Here is a 13,888-nt window from a genome sequence, read left to right on the forward strand (position 1 = left end):
ATGGCACGGCTGATCACGAGTTCCGCGGACGACCCCCTGATCCTTCGGGATCAGCTGCGCGCAGCGCTCGACGGCGGGCCGGCTCTAGGGCTCGGTCTGCTCGGCGGGGAGCCGGAGGCCGTGCCGGAGGGCACGGTGGTGGTCATCGGGACGTCCGGATCGACCGGCATCCCGAAGCGGGTCGTGCTCAGCGCGGACGCCCTGCGCGCCAGCGCCGAGGCGACCGGCGCGCGCATCGGCACCGGGCGCTGGCTGCTCGCCCTGCCGGCGGGATACGTCGCAGGACTCCAGGTCCTCGTGCGATCCATCCTGGCGGGTACGCAGCCGGTCGTGCTGTCCGACGGATTCTCCCCGACCTCCTTCGCCGAGGCTGTGCTGTCGAATGTGCGCTCGACCGATGAGGCGATGTACACCTCGCTGGTCCCCGCGCAGGTCGCGAGCCTCCTGGACGCGATCGACGAGCCGGGTGTGCGCGCCGCGCTCGGGACCTTCCGCGCGATCCTCGTCGGCGGGCAGGCGCTGCCGGACGTCCTGCGCGAGCGGGCGGACGAGGCAGGCCTGCGGATCGTGCGCACCTACGGGTCCACGGAGACGAGCGGCGGATGCGTCTACGACGGCATCCCGCTGGACACCGTGACCGTGCGCGCCGTCGACGGCGAACTGCGCATCGCCGGCCCCGTGCTCGCGGACGGGTACCTCGGCGACCCGGCGCTCACCGATCGCATCTTCCACCGCGACGACCGCGGCATCCGCTGGTACCGCACCGGCGACCTCGGCATCGTCGAGGACGGCGTGGTGCGCGTGCACGGCCGCGCCGACAACGTCATCGTCTCGGGCGGCATCAACGTCTCGCTCGACCGCGTCGAACGCATCGTCCGACGGGTACCCGGCCTGACATCGGCCGTCGTGGTCGGCGTCGACGACGAGCGGTGGGGCGAAGCATCCGTCATCGTCGCCGTGCGCGGCGAAGCGCTGCGACGCAGCGAAGCAGAGCAGCTCGAGCACGCCCGCACCGCCGTCGCCGAGGAGATCGGCAAGCATGCCCGGCCCGCTCGGCTCATCCTCGTCGACGAGCTCTCCACGCTGCCCAGCGGCAAGCCCGACCGCGACGCGATCTCCCGTCTGGCCGCGCAACTGCGCTGAGACCCGCCAGACTGAGGGCATGGCGACCTACACCCACGGACATCACGAATCGGTGCTGCGCTCCCACAGCAACCGGACGATCGCGAACTCGGCGGAGTATCTGCGCCCGTTCCTTCACCCGGATGCCGTGCTCCTCGACGTCGGTGCCGGGCCGGGCACGATCACCGCCGAGTTCGCCGAGCACGTCGCGCGCGTCACGGCGACTGAGATCGGGGATGCCGAGCTGGAGCTGTCGCGGCGGGAAGCGGCCGCGCGGGGCCTCACCAACCTGGACTTCTCGGTCGAGGACGCTCATGCGCTGAGCTTCGCCGACGATTCGTTCGACATCGTGCACGCCCATCAGGTGCTCCAGCACGTGGCCGATCCGGTCGCGGCGCTGCGCGAGATGCGTCGCGTCGCGAAGCCCGGTGGTGTCGTCGCCGCGCGCGATGCGGACTACGCCGGGTTCCTGTGGTTCCCGCTGATCCCGGAGCTGGACGAATGGCTGCAGCTCTATCGCGACGCGGCCCGCGCGAACGGGGGAGAGCCGGACGCCGGCCGACGGCTGCTGTCCTGGGCCAAGGCGGCGGGATTCCAGGACGTCACGGCGACGGCTTCCACCTGGTGCTACGCGACTCCGGAGGAGCGCGCGTGGTGGGGCGGCATGTGGGCCGACCGCATCGTGGAATCCGCGCTCGCCCGCCAGGCTGTGGACACGGGACTGGCCACCCGCTCCGACCTCGCTCGCCTGAGCGCGGGCTGGCGGGAGTGGGCCGCCGCCGAGGACGGCTGGTTCCTGGTGCCGCACGGCGAGATCATCGCGCGGGCCTGATACATCTGCAGACGGACGCGCCGCATCGCCCCCTCGCGTAGCGTGAGAGGGTGATCCGTCCGCTGTCCCGCACCGCACTCGTCCTCGACATCCTCGGGGCCGTTCTGCTGTTCCTGACGCTGACGCCGATGTCGCTGGTGTTCTACGCGCCGGGGAGTCTCACCTTCATCGGCATCTCCGAGGCGGCGGGCATCGCGGCGACCGTCCTCGCGGGAGCGATCCAGTGCGGAGCCGTCGCGGTCGGCCGGCTCGCCCCCGGGATCGCGCTGACGGTGGCCTGGATCGGGGCGCTCGTGCAGATGGCGGCGGGGCTGTCGCCGCTGCCGTTCAACGTCGCGATCCTGATGGTGCTGTACGCGACGGCGGCGTGGGGGTCGCGTCGCGTGATGTGGGCGGGACTCATCTCCGCGGGCGCGGGCGCCGTCGTCGCGGGCGTGTACATCTCGCTGGTCAACAACGCCTCGTCGGGCGGATTCGGCATCACCTTCGCCGCGGCGACCCTGCTCGTGCTCGTGTCGGTGCTGGCCCTCGGCTTCGCCTGGGTGGGCGGCTTCGGCTGGCGCATGGTGCTGCGCGCCCGCCGCATCCGCGTCGAGCAGATGCGGGCCGAGGCGGCGACCGCGGAGGAGCAGGAGCGCGTGCGCATCGCCAGGGACATGCACGACATCGTCGCGCACTCCCTCGCGGTCGTGATCGCACAGGCGGACGGTGCGCGCTACGCCTCGGCCGTGGACCCGGATGCCGCACCCGCCGCCCTGACGACCATCGCGCAGACCGCGCGCGGCGCGCTGTCGGACGTACGGATGCTGCTCACCCAGCTGCGCCACCGTCAGGGCGACGGACCGCAGCCGACCCTCGCCGACCTCGAGACGCTGTTCGCGCAGGTCAGGCAGGCGGGCATCGAACCTCGCGTCACCGTCGACCCGATGCCACCGGGAGAGCCGCCGGGAGCCATCCAGCTCGCGGTGTACCGGATCCTCCAGGAGGCGCTCACGAACGCGCTCAGGCACGGAGACGGGAGCTCCGTCGAGATCCACCTCGCCTGGCATCCGGACCGCGTCGACCTCACGATCGCGAACGTGGCCGGAGCGCCGAGCGGTCAGAACCTCGGCGGCGGCGGCCACGGCATCATCGGCATGCGCGAGCGCGCGCAGCTGGTCGGCGGCGTCCTGCGGGCCGAACGCGAGGGCGGGCTCTTCGTGGTCCGGGCGCGCTTACCGATCGGGACGGGCGGCACCGGGCGGGATGAGAGCGGCGCACCCGGCGCCGCGGAGGGAGACGCATGATCCGCGTCGTGCTCGTCGACGATCAGGCGCTGTTCCGCGCCGGCATCCGCATGCTCATCGACTCGCAGCCCGACCTCGAGGTCGCCGCGGAGGCGGGCGACGGTCGCGAGGCGCTCGCGGTCATCTCGGCGACGCGTCCGGACGTCGTCCTGATGGACATCCGGATGCCGGTCATGGACGGCCTCACCGCCACCGGTGAGCTGCTCGCGCAGCCGGATCCGCCCAAGGTCGTCATGCTCACGACCTTCGACCTCGACGAGGCCGCCGCACGGGCCATCCGCCAAGGTGCGAGCGGGTTCCTGCTGAAGGACGCCGACCCGGAGTTCCTGCTCGCCGCGATCCGCACCGTTCACGCCGGTTCCAGCGTCATCGCCGCCGCGGCGACGCGGGATCTGTTCGCGCATTTCGCGCAGGAGGCGACGCCGGTGCCGGCATCCTTCGGCGAGTTGACCGAACGCGAACGCGAGATCTTCGCGCTCGCGGCCCGCGGGCTCTCCAACGCCGAGATCGCGGCGCGGGAGTTCCTCAGCGAGGCGACCGTCAAGACGCACATCAGCCGCATCCTCACCAAGCTGGGGCTGCGCGACCGCGTTCAGCTGGTCGTCTTCGCCTTCGAGCACGGACTGGCCTGACTCAGCGCACAGCCCTGCGGTGCAGGATCCGCTCCGGGAAGTCATCCTCGGGATGTACGCGGATGCTCCCGGCGGGCGATGTGCCGCCAGGGGGCCGGGAAATAACGTCGAAGGCATGGAGATCACGACCACCGACCTCGGGCTCGCCGCCCGCGTCCAGCACCTGAAGAAGTCCTACGGCTCCGGCGATGCCGCGGTCCACGCGCTCGACGGCGTGAGCGTCGGCATCCGCCGCGGCCAGTTCACCGCGATCATGGGGCCGTCCGGATCCGGCAAGTCGACCCTCATGCACATCATGGCCGGTCTCGACGCCCCGACCGAGGGGCGTGCCTGGATCGGCGACACCGAGATCACCGGACTCGGCGACCTCGAGCTGACCATCCTGCGTCGGCGCCGCGTGGGCTTCATCTTCCAGGCCTTCAACCTCGTCCCGACGCTCGACGCTCTCGGCAACATCATGCTGCCGTTCGAGCTCGACGGCCGGCGTCCCAGTGCCATCGAGCGCGCTCGCATCGATGGGCTGATCCAGACGCTGGGGCTGTCCTCGCGGCTGCGTCATCGTCCGCACCAGCTGTCCGGCGGACAGCAGCAGCGTGTCGCGATCGCGCGCGCCCTGGCCACGGCCCCCGACCTCGTCTTCGCCGACGAGCCGACCGGCAACCTCGACTCGAAGACGGGGCGCGAGGTGCTGCAGCTGCTGTCGGACGCCAGCCGCGAGCACGGGCAGTCGATCGCGATGGTCACGCATGACGCGATCGCCGCGAGCCACGCCGACCGCGTGCTCTACCTCGGAGACGGACGCATCGTCGCCGACCACCCGCAGCAGAGCGCTGAGCAGATCGCGGCCTACATGCTCGCCGCGGAGGTGGCGGCGTGAGCGCCGTCGCGGCGGCCATCGCCGACACCGCCAGGACCGGCCCGCGTCTGGGCTGGCTGCGGGACCGCGGGATGGGGGCCAGCATCCTCGTGGCGGGACTGGCGTCCGCGTTCGGCGTCGTGCTGGTCGAGGCCACCGCGTACATCGGCGTCATGCTCAAGGCCGATCCGTACATCGGCGACAGCGGGACCCTCGCCGTCGTCGTTTCGATCCTCAGCGTGCTGCTCATCGGCGTCGCTCTCTACGTCGCGGCGATCGTCACGGCCAACACGTTCTCGACCATCATCGCTGGGCGCACGCGTCGGATCGCGCTGCTGCGGCTGATCGGAAGCACGTCCCGGTCGCAGCGTGCGGAGGTCGCGCGGCAAGGGCTCGCGGTGGGCATCATCGGCGCCCTCGTCGGTGTGGCGGCCGGCACCCTCATCTCGGTGCTCGGACTGGTCCTGGCCGACCGGATGCTGGGACAGCTGCCGGAGTTCTCGCTCGCGCAGCCCGCGATCGTCGTCCCGGCCGTCGGCGTCGCGTTGACGACCTGGGCCGCGGCCTGGGCGGGGTCGCGCCGCGTGCTCGCCGTCACGCCGCTGCAGGCGATCGGCGGTTCGGTCGAACGGACCCATGAGGATGCCGTGGCGCGCCCCGCGCGGCACGTCGGCGCCCTGATCCTGCTGATCCTCGGTGTCGCGCTGCTCGTGTTCGGCGTGCTCGTCGGCCTGGTCACCCCGCTCGGGGTCATCGTGGCGTTCTTCGGCGGGCTGCTCTCGTTCACCGGTCTGTCGCTCGCCGCCGTGCTCGTCATGCCGCCGGTGCTGCGGCTCGTCGGGAGGCTGTTCGGCTCGTCGGCGACCGCGCGGCTCGCGGCGGAGAACGCGCTGCGCTACCCGGAGCGCTCCAGCCGTATGGCGATCGGCGTCGTGATGGGCGTGACGCTCGTGACGATGTTCGCAGTCGCGCTGGAGTCCGTGAAGGCGCTGCTGACGAAGGCCGCCGGCGGCGAGCTCGACGCGCAGTTCTCGCTCATCATGGACAGCTTCGCCGCCGTGATGATGGTGCTCGTCGGCATCTCGGCCGTGATCGCGGCCGTGGGTCTGGTGAACCTGCTGACGATCGGCGTCGTCCAGCGCCGTCGCGAGCTCGGCCTGTTGCGGGCCATCGGGCTGTCGAATCGGCAGGTGCGCCGCATGATCCTGCTCGAGGCGCTGCACATCACCGTCACGGCTACCGTCACGGGCCTCGTGCTCGGTGTGGCCTACGGATGGATCGCGGCGCAGTCTCTTCTCGGCTCGGTGCGCATGCCTCCCGCGTTCGAGGAGACCGCGGGCCTCGTCGCCCCCGCCGTGCCGTGGATCCCCGTGGTCGTGATCGTGGTCGCGACGGCCGTCCTCACGCTGGTCGCAGCCGCGACGCCGACGCGCCTCGCGACGCGGGTCGCGCCGGTGGAGGCTCTGGCCGTCGACTGACGCTCGCGTTCCCCTCCGCGAGACTTGCTTTGCGGGGTGAGACTTGGCCCGCCAAGGTCGGTCTCACCTCACAAAGCAAGTCTCGCGGCAGCTGCGGCAATGGGCGGCAATAGGGTGGAGGGATGCCGCAGCCGTTCGACCAGTCCACCTACCAGGTCCGCTTCGAGTGGGGCCTCCCCGGTCTCGCCCGGTTGGCTGCGGCCGATGTCGTGGTCGTGGTCGATGTGCTCCGATTCTCCTCGACGCTCCCGGACGTCGTGGCAGCCGGCGTCGAGGTGCAGCTCGCGGATGCGATGACATGGTCGTCCAACGGCGCCGCTGTTGTGGCGAGTGCCGCCGCGGACTCCGCCACGGTGCTCGTCGGCGGCCTGCGCAACGCCTCGGCCGTCGCCCGCGCCGTCATGGCGATCCAGGATCGGCGACAGCGGCGCACCTCGGTGGCGGTGATCGCGGCGGGGGAGGTCACGCCCGACGGCGGCCTGCGCTTCGCGGTCGAGGACCAGCTCGGCGCGGGGGCGATCATCGCGGCGCTCGGCGACCTCGGTATCGATCACACCTCGCCCGAAGCGGCCGTCGCCGCGGAATCGGCGCGCGGGCTCCGGCGTGCGCTGCGGCACCTGCTCTCGGCATCCGGGTCCGGGCGCGAGCTCGTGGACGGCGTCGCGTCGACGGCGCGCATGGAGGCGTCCGGCATCGCGCCCGTCACGACCGCCGCTGCCGCCGAACTGGACGCGATCGACCTCGTCCCGACGCTCGTCGACGGTCGCTTCGTCGCGTTCGCGCGCTGACGTTCTGCGACGCCTCTCGGCGAATGCGCCAGAGGACAACAGACGCAGACTCAGAGAAATGGCGCAGAACCCGCTGAGCGGATCCGTGGCTCAGCGCGGGGTCTGCGCGGCGAGCCGCGTCGCGGCCGTGATCTCGCGCCGCGTCCATTCGAACTGGAACCGCGCGTCGTAGTTGCGGGAGCACTTCGCGCAGCTGGTCGCGCGCGAGGGGCGGCGGTGGCGGTACGTCACGTGCCCCGCCGGGCAGCGGCCCACCCACGGCGCGAGCTCGGTCGCCGTCTCGCCGTGATGCGTCGTCCCGCCGACGTAGCCGAGATCGCGGGCGATGCGCTTCCAGGTCGCGCCGTGACCGGCCTGGTGTCCGGCCAGGGCGTGCGCGACCTCGTGCAGCAGCACCTGATGGATCTCGTCGTCGTCGAACCGGGCAGCGAGATAGCGGGACACGGAGATCCGCTGGGTGCGGTAGTCGCACTGGCCGGCGCGTCGCTTCGCGTTGTCGAACGCGAACGTCCAGCCGTCGTCCAGATGCATCCGGATGAGCGCCTCGCCCCAGATGCGCACACGGTCCAAATCCGCCATACGCTCAGGCTAGATCACCCCGGCGACATCGGCACCGGCGACACCTCAGCTGGCGACCGGAGCCTCCACCCGATGGCGCTCGACGGTCTCGATCGCCAGGAGCACGGTCTCGAGGTCGCGATCCTCGGCCCCGGTCTCGCGCCGCAGGAACAGCGCGCGCTTGAAGCTCTCCTTGGCCTGCTCGAACTCGCCGGCGTCGAAGGCGTTCTTGCCGCGGTGCTGGTGCGCGAACGCGGCGATCGACGCCCAGCGCTGTCCTTCCGCCTCGTCGGCGCAGGTCGCGAGCTCCTGATCGGCGGCGGCATGCGCGCCGCGGTACTGCAGGATCGTGGCGTGCAGCACCCGGGCGCGCAGCACGTCCTTGCGGGTGCCGGCCATCCTCGCCTGGCGCACGGTCTCCTCGGACAGCGCGAGCGCATCGTCCAGCCGGTCGAGCACCTTCAGCAGCCACACCCGCTCGAGCATCGCCGGCAGGCTCCGCTGCGCCTCGATCTCTTCGAGACGACGGGCGCACTCGGCCGTGTCGACCAGTTCCCGGAGGGTCTCGGAGTCGTAACCCCGGATGTAACTCATGTGCTCTCTCCCTTCCGCAGCGCCCGGCATCCAGTCTGCCCTCCGGGGCGCGCGGGGCTGAGGCGGCACGCCCCGGACCGCCGGATCCGGATGCCGGGACAGCGATCGGACGCTCAGCGCAGGAAGATCGACGCGTCCGGCTTCGGGGAGGCGCTGGCGTCGGCATCCGTCACGATCCGGGCGCCCTGCGCGAACGACGCCACCTCGGCGCCCTGCGCGATCTTGGCCGGATGCGGGCCGGCTGCCAGCATCCGGGGCAGCCAGTCGGTCGGCAGGGGAGAGGCGGATGCCGCGATCACGAGGTTCCCGAACCGACGGCCTTTGAGTACCTGGGTGTCCGCGAGCACCGCCACCTCGGGGAGGACGGCGGAGATCGTGGCGACCTGGCGGCGCGCGAAGGCCAGCCCTGGGCCGTCGGCGACGTTGACGAGCAGCACTCCGGCGGGGGCGAGCAGCTGCGCCAGCTCTCGGTAGAACTCGACGCTGGTCAGGTGCGCGGGCGTCTGGGCGCCGGAGTAGACGTCGGAGACGACGAGGTCGCACGCGCCGGCCAGTGCGGACGGGAGCCGGGTCACGCCCTCGCGGGCGTCGCCGATGCGGATGCGGATGGCGGCTCCGCGCGGCAGCGGCAGATGTTCCCGGACGAGTGCGGCCAGTGGCGCCTCGAGCTCGATGACCTGCTGGCGGGATCCTGGACGGGTCGCTTCGACGTAGCGCGGGATCGTCAGTGCTCCGGCACCCAGGTGCACGGCCGTGAGGGCCGTCCCCGGCAACTGGTCGATCACCGCGCCCATGCGGACGATGTACTCGAAGTGCAGATGCGTCGGGTCGTCGAGATCCACGTGAGACTGCGGAGTCCCGTCGACCACCAGCTCGAATCCGCTGGTGAACTCGCTCGGGACGATGGAAGCGATCCCACCGTGGTCGAGCCGGGCGCTGGGGTGCTCGGCATCCCGTGCGCGTGACCGTCCCATGGCCCCCAGCGTACGTGTTACGGCTGGATGACGATCCTGGCCAGAAGTTGCAGGGAGTTTGTTAGTCGTGAATACTTTTTCCTGATCGGCATGCATCCCTGCGTGACGAGGAACGTTTTCAATGAGGAGATTCACCCGATGAAGAAGCGCATTCTTCCCCTCGTGGCGCTCGGCGTCACGGCGACGCTGGGGCTGGCAGCCTGCTCCGGCGACAGCGGCAACGGCGGTGGCGCCGATGGCGAGGGCAAGACCCTCACCGTCTGGATCATGCAGGGCACCAACCCCGACTCGACCGCGTTCCTCGACGAGGTGGCGGCGGAGTTCAAGGACCAGACCGGCGCGGACGTCGAGTTCGAAGAGGTGCAGTGGGCCGACGCCCACGACCGCTTCGTGACCTCGATCGCCGGCGGCACCACGCCTGACATCGCCGAGACCGGCACGACCTGGACTGCCGAGTTCGCCGACGCCGGCGCGCTGCTGCCGATCGACGAGTACGTGGACGGCGAGGACGGCCTGCGCGACGACCTCGTCGAGGGCCTCGAGGTCGCCGGAACGTACGAGGAGGAGCTGTACGGCATGCCGTGGTACGCCGGCGTCCGCTCGATCATCTACCGCGCCGACATCTTCGAGGAGCTCGGGCTCGAGGCTCCGAAGACGTGGGATGACATCATCGCGGCGGGCGAGGCCATCAAGGCCGCGCACCCCGAGATCATGCCGTTCCCGGTCCCGGGCGACGCCGAGTTCCAGGTCTACCCGTGGGTCTGGGGCGCGGATGGCGAGATCGCCACGCAGGACGGTGACACCTGGACCAGCGAGCTGGACAGCGCGGAGTCCCAGGAGGGCATCCAGTTCTACACCGACCTGGCCACGAAGCACGGCTTCTCGTCGGCCGGTGCCACCACGTGGAAGGAGACGGACCTGCGTGACGCGTTCGTCGCCGGCAACGTCGCGATGATGCTCTCGGGCTCCTGGACCCCGAACGCGATCATCGAGGCCAACCCCGACCTCGAGGGCAAGCTCGGCGCCGCGGTCATCCCCGGCAAGGACGGCGGCATCGCGCCGTCGGTGCTCGGCGGATCGCACCTGTCGATCTTCAACAACACCGAGAACGCCGACCTGGCCTGGCAGCTCGTCGAGCTGATGACCACGGGCGAGTTCGCCGAGAAGTGGGCGGATGAGACCGGGTACTTCCCGGGTGTCCAGTCCGCGATGGAGGAGGCCCTGGCCTCGACCGACCCGCTCGTCGCCCCGTTCGCCCAGCAGATGGTCGAAGGCGGAGCATCCGTGCCGGTCACGCCGAACTTCGGCGCGGTGCAGGCCAAGAAGACGACCAACGCCATGATGCAGTCGATCCTCAGCGGGCAGAAGGACGTCGCGACCGCGACGGAGGACGCCGCAGCCGAGATGACCGAGCTGCTCAACCAGTAAGCAACGCTAAGGAAGTATTCCTTCATGTCGATGGTGCAAGCACCAGTGCCGACCACCACGGAGGCGGGGAACACCCCCGCCTCCGTGGCCGGAGGCCGAAAGGGCCGAGTCCTCACCTGGGCGAAGGCGCGACCGTGGGTCCTGCTGGCCCCCGGTCTGATCCTCCTCGCGGGACTCATGCTGTGGCCGCTGGTGCAGGTCTTCCTGTACTCGCTGCAGGACTACGGTCTCCGTGAGATCAACACCGGCGAGTCGAACTTCATCGGGTTCGACAACTACGTGGAGGCCGTGACCAACTCCACGCTGTGGACGGTCGTGCTGCCGAACACGGTCGGGTTCGCCGCGGTCGCGGTGTTCGCCACCGTCGCCCTCGGCACGCTCGTCGCCCTGCTCCTCGCGCGTCTCGGGACCGTGTGGCGCACCATCGTCTCCAGCTGCATCATGATCGCCTGGGCCATGCCCGCGGTGACCGGGACGTACGTCTGGACCTTCATCTTCGATGCCGACCACGGCATCTTCAACGCCATGCTCCTCGAGCTCGGCCTCATCGACGGACCGGTCAACTGGTTCACGAACCAGTGGTCGTTCTACGCCATCGTGCTGCTGAACGTGGTGCACCACGGCTTCCCGTTCGTCGCGGTCACCGTGCTCGCGGGGCTCCTCGGCGTCTCCAAGGAGATGCTCGAGGCGGCGGCCCTCGACGGCGCCGGCGCGTGGCGCCGCTTCTGGCAGATCATCTTCCCGACGCTGCGCCCGGTGTTCTCCGTCGTGATCATCCTGTCCACGATCTGGGACTTCAAGGTCTTCGCGCAGGTCTACCTGATGCCCGGAGGCTCCGGTTCGAACCGGTCCGTGCTGAACCTCGGCGTGTGGTCCTACGTCGAGTCGTTCGGACAGAACCGCTACGGCTTCGGTGCGGCTCTCGCCGTGCTGCTCACGCTCGTGCTCATCGGGATCACGATCGTGTACATCCGCTCGCTCATGAAGGAGGACGAACTGTGAGCACCCGTCCGTCCGTCCTGTCCCGCATCGGCATCGGCGTCGCCGTCGCGGCCGTGCTGCTGTTCACCCTGTTCCCGGTGTACTGGATGATCTCCAGCGCGTTCGACGCGAAGGCGTCCAGCGGCGGTCAGTCGTTCCTGCCGCAGGAGTTCACCTGGGACAACTTCGCCTACGTGCTCACCGACGGCGGCTTCGGCGTCTACCTGCGCAACTCGGCCATCGTGGCGATCGCCACGGTGCTCGTCAGCGCTCTGGTCTGCCTGCTCGCGGCCGTCGCCGTCGCGCGCTTCCGCTTCAAGTTCCGCACCACGATCCTCATGATGATCCTCGTGGTGCAGATGGTGCCGCTCGAGGCTCTGGTCATCCCGCTGTTCCTCCAGGTGAAGAGCTTCGGTCTGCTCAACACGCTGCTCGGCCTCGTCATCGTGTACATCGCGCTGTCGCTCGCCTTCGGCATCTGGATGCTGCGCGGATTCGTCGCTGCCGTCCCGGTGGAGCTCGAGGAGGCGGCCTACATCGACGGCGCGAGCTGGTGGCGGATGTTCCGCTCCGTGCTACTGCCGCTGGTGATGCCGGGCCTCGTCGCGACGAGCGTGTTCAGCTTCATCACGGCCTGGAACGAGTTCATCTTCGCGATGACGATGCTCGGCGGCGCGACCGACCAGTACACCGTCGCGATCGGTCTGAAGTCGTTCTTCGGCCTGCACTCGAACGACTGGGGCAGCATCATGGCGGCGTCCACGATCATCACGATCCCGGTCATGATCTTCTTCGTCATCGTGCAGCGACGGCTGTCCGCCGGTCTCGTCTCGGGGGCCGTGAAGGGATGACGGACGAGCTCACCCGCCTCGCCAACGCGGTCCTCTGGCCGGGGTTCTTCGGCACCGAGGCGCCGGAATGGCTCCTCGCGGAGCTGCGCGAGGGGCTGGCCGGAGTGGTGTACTTCGGACAGAACATGTCCGAGCGGCTGCCCGAACTGAGCGCGGCGCTGCGCGCCGCCAACCCGGACGCCCTCATCGGCATCGATGAGGAGGGCGGCAGCGTCACCCGGCTCGAATCGGCGACCGGTTCGACGCTTCCCGGGGCCGCTCAGCTCGGCGCCGTCGACGACGTCGAGGCGAGCCGCGCGACGGGGGTGGAGCTGGCGCGTCGGGCGCGCGAGACGGGCATCGATGTCGTGCTGGGGCCGGTCGCCGACGTCAACACGGACCCGCGCAACCCGGTGATCGGAGTGCGCTCGTTCGGAGCGGACCCCGCGCTCGTGTCCCGGCATGTCGCGGCGATGGTCGATGGACTCCAGACCGGCGGCGTCGCCGCCTGCGTCAAGCACTTCCCGGGCCATGGCGACACCCACCTGGATTCGCACCACGCGCTTCCGGAGATCACCCTGGATCCCGCCGAGATCGAGGCGGTGCACCTGGAGCCGTTCCGTGCGGCGATCGCCGCCGGTGTCGACACCGTCATGACCGCGCACATCGTGGTCCCGGCATGGGGGGCGAAGCCGGCGACCCTGAACCCGGACGTGCTCGGACGGCTGCGGGACCTCGGATTCGAGGGGGTCATCATCACCGATGCCCTGGACATGGCTGCCGTCCGCGAGAGCGTGGGGATCGGCGGGGGAGCGGTGCAGGCGCTGGCCGCCGGCGCGGATCTGCTGTGCATCGGCAACCCCACCAACCCCGGCGCCGCCGCGTTGCCCGATCAGGACGAGCGCGACTTCTTCACCGCCCGCGAGGCCATCGTGGCGGCTCTGCGCGACGGGTCGCTGCCGCGTGAGCGGGTCGAGCAGGCGCGCGACCGCGTGCGGGCATTGGCGGGGAAGCTGCGCGCGGCGGAGCCCGTGGCACAGGGGACGTACGACGCCGCCGCCATCGTGCGTCGCGCGCTGCGCGTCGTCGGAGAGCCGGATGCCGCGGCATCCGCACTGTCCGTCGTGGACGCTCGACGTCGATCGACCCTCGCGGTCGACAGCGCGGCCGGATATGTCGCGGCTGCTCTCGCCGGTGACGGCTTCCGCGCGCGTCTGGACGTCGACCGGGCGTCGGAGGCTGAGCGGGACGCGGCGCTCGAGGCCGCACGGGCGGCCGGTGGCCGGCTGGTGCTGCTCGTCGACCGGCCCGAGGTGGAACCGGCTCAGCGCGCGCTCATCGAGCACGTCGCGGCTCGCGATTCCGGTGCCGTCGTGGTGAACGTCGGCCTCCCCGTCCGGGGCGAGCTGCCGTTGCCGTTCATCGACGCGGCGGCCGCGAGCCGGATCTCCGCCGAGGTCGCGCGTGAACTCCTGACGGCCTGACCCGCCCCGTTTCGTTCGTTGAGCGAGCCCGTTTTCGTTCGTTGA

General features: G+C 70.6%; 14 protein-coding genes. 11 read left to right on the forward strand and 3 right to left on the reverse strand.

The annotated features are described in order from the left end of the window. The 7 genes from AC3RXZ_RS07005 (at window position 1) to AC3RXZ_RS07035 (ending at window position 6,994) form a co-directional block, all read left to right on the forward strand. Window positions 1–1,143, forward strand: coding sequence for an AMP-binding protein (locus AC3RXZ_RS07005; protein ID WP_491493555.1), 1,143 nt, complete (start codon window positions 1–3; stop codon window positions 1,141–1,143). Window positions 1,144–1,162: 19 nt separating this feature from the next. After that, window positions 1,163–1,954, forward strand: coding sequence for a class I SAM-dependent methyltransferase (locus AC3RXZ_RS07010; RefSeq protein ID WP_491493556.1), 792 nt, complete (start codon window positions 1,163–1,165; stop codon window positions 1,952–1,954). Between the two features lie 50 nt (window positions 1,955–2,004). After that, window positions 2,005–3,240 (forward strand): sensor histidine kinase, encoded by a 1,236-nt coding sequence (locus AC3RXZ_RS07015; protein WP_491493557.1) that lies wholly within the window; start codon window positions 2,005–2,007, stop codon window positions 3,238–3,240. Then, window positions 3,237–3,872 (forward strand): response regulator, encoded by a 636-nt coding sequence (locus AC3RXZ_RS07020; protein ID WP_243233387.1) that lies wholly within the window; start codon window positions 3,237–3,239, stop codon window positions 3,870–3,872. The genes AC3RXZ_RS07015 and AC3RXZ_RS07020 overlap by 4 nt, the downstream gene beginning before the upstream one ends. Window positions 3,873–3,987: 115 nt before the next feature. After that, window positions 3,988–4,749 (forward strand): ABC transporter ATP-binding protein, encoded by a 762-nt coding sequence (locus AC3RXZ_RS07025; protein ID WP_243233386.1) that lies wholly within the window; start codon window positions 3,988–3,990, stop codon window positions 4,747–4,749. Beyond that, window positions 4,746–6,206: an ABC transporter permease gene (locus tag AC3RXZ_RS07030; RefSeq protein WP_243233384.1), complete on the forward strand. Its 1,461-nt coding sequence runs from the start codon at window positions 4,746–4,748 to the stop codon at window positions 6,204–6,206. Before AC3RXZ_RS07025 ends, AC3RXZ_RS07030 begins: the two co-directional genes overlap by 4 nt. A 122-nt stretch (window positions 6,207–6,328) precedes the next feature. Next, window positions 6,329–6,994 (forward strand): 2-phosphosulfolactate phosphatase, encoded by a 666-nt coding sequence (locus tag AC3RXZ_RS07035; protein ID WP_243233383.1) that lies wholly within the window; start codon window positions 6,329–6,331, stop codon window positions 6,992–6,994. Window positions 6,995–7,084: 90 nt separating this feature from the next. On the opposite strand, the gene AC3RXZ_RS07040 is transcribed toward AC3RXZ_RS07035, so the two are convergent. From AC3RXZ_RS07040 to AC3RXZ_RS07050, 3 genes are all read right to left on the reverse strand, one after another. Further along, the gene (locus AC3RXZ_RS07040) at window positions 7,085–7,573 is read right to left on the reverse strand and encodes a SprT-like domain-containing protein (protein ID WP_243233382.1); all 489 of its coding nucleotides are present in this window, start codon (window positions 7,571–7,573) and stop codon (window positions 7,085–7,087) included. A gap of 45 nt (window positions 7,574–7,618) precedes the next feature. Further along, window positions 7,619–8,146: a hypothetical protein gene (locus AC3RXZ_RS07045; protein ID WP_491493558.1), complete on the reverse strand. Its 528-nt coding sequence runs from the start codon at window positions 8,144–8,146 to the stop codon at window positions 7,619–7,621. A gap of 113 nt (window positions 8,147–8,259) precedes the next feature. Then, window positions 8,260–9,120 carry a spermidine synthase gene (locus AC3RXZ_RS07050; RefSeq protein ID WP_491493559.1) on the reverse strand — a complete coding sequence of 287 codons (861 nt, stop codon included), beginning with the start codon at window positions 9,118–9,120 and terminating at the stop codon, window positions 8,260–8,262. A 138-nt stretch (window positions 9,121–9,258) separates the two neighbouring features. Here AC3RXZ_RS07050 and AC3RXZ_RS07055 point away from each other — a divergent pair, with 138 nt between their 5' ends. Genes AC3RXZ_RS07055 through AC3RXZ_RS07070 form a run of 4 tightly spaced genes read left to right on the forward strand, consistent with a single transcriptional unit; the run spans window position 9,259 to window position 13,843 of the window. Further along, window positions 9,259–10,548, forward strand: coding sequence for a sugar ABC transporter substrate-binding protein (locus AC3RXZ_RS07055; protein ID WP_491493560.1), 1,290 nt, complete (start codon window positions 9,259–9,261; stop codon window positions 10,546–10,548). 24 nt (window positions 10,549–10,572) lie between these two features. Then, window positions 10,573–11,550, forward strand: a complete 978-nt coding sequence (locus tag AC3RXZ_RS07060; RefSeq protein WP_243233378.1) for a carbohydrate ABC transporter permease — start codon at window positions 10,573–10,575, stop codon at window positions 11,548–11,550. Then, window positions 11,547–12,380 carry a carbohydrate ABC transporter permease gene (locus AC3RXZ_RS07065; protein WP_243233377.1) on the forward strand — a complete coding sequence of 278 codons (834 nt, stop codon included), beginning with the start codon at window positions 11,547–11,549 and terminating at the stop codon, window positions 12,378–12,380. Before AC3RXZ_RS07060 ends, AC3RXZ_RS07065 begins: the two co-directional genes overlap by 4 nt. Continuing rightward, a complete protein-coding gene (locus tag AC3RXZ_RS07070) occupies window positions 12,377–13,843 on the forward strand; it encodes a glycoside hydrolase family 3 protein (RefSeq protein ID WP_491493561.1) in 1,467 nt (488 codons plus the stop codon). Before AC3RXZ_RS07065 ends, AC3RXZ_RS07070 begins: the two co-directional genes overlap by 4 nt. The last annotated feature ends 45 nt before the right edge of the window (window positions 13,844–13,888 follow it).

The organism is Microbacterium cucumeris (genome assembly GCF_058349845.2).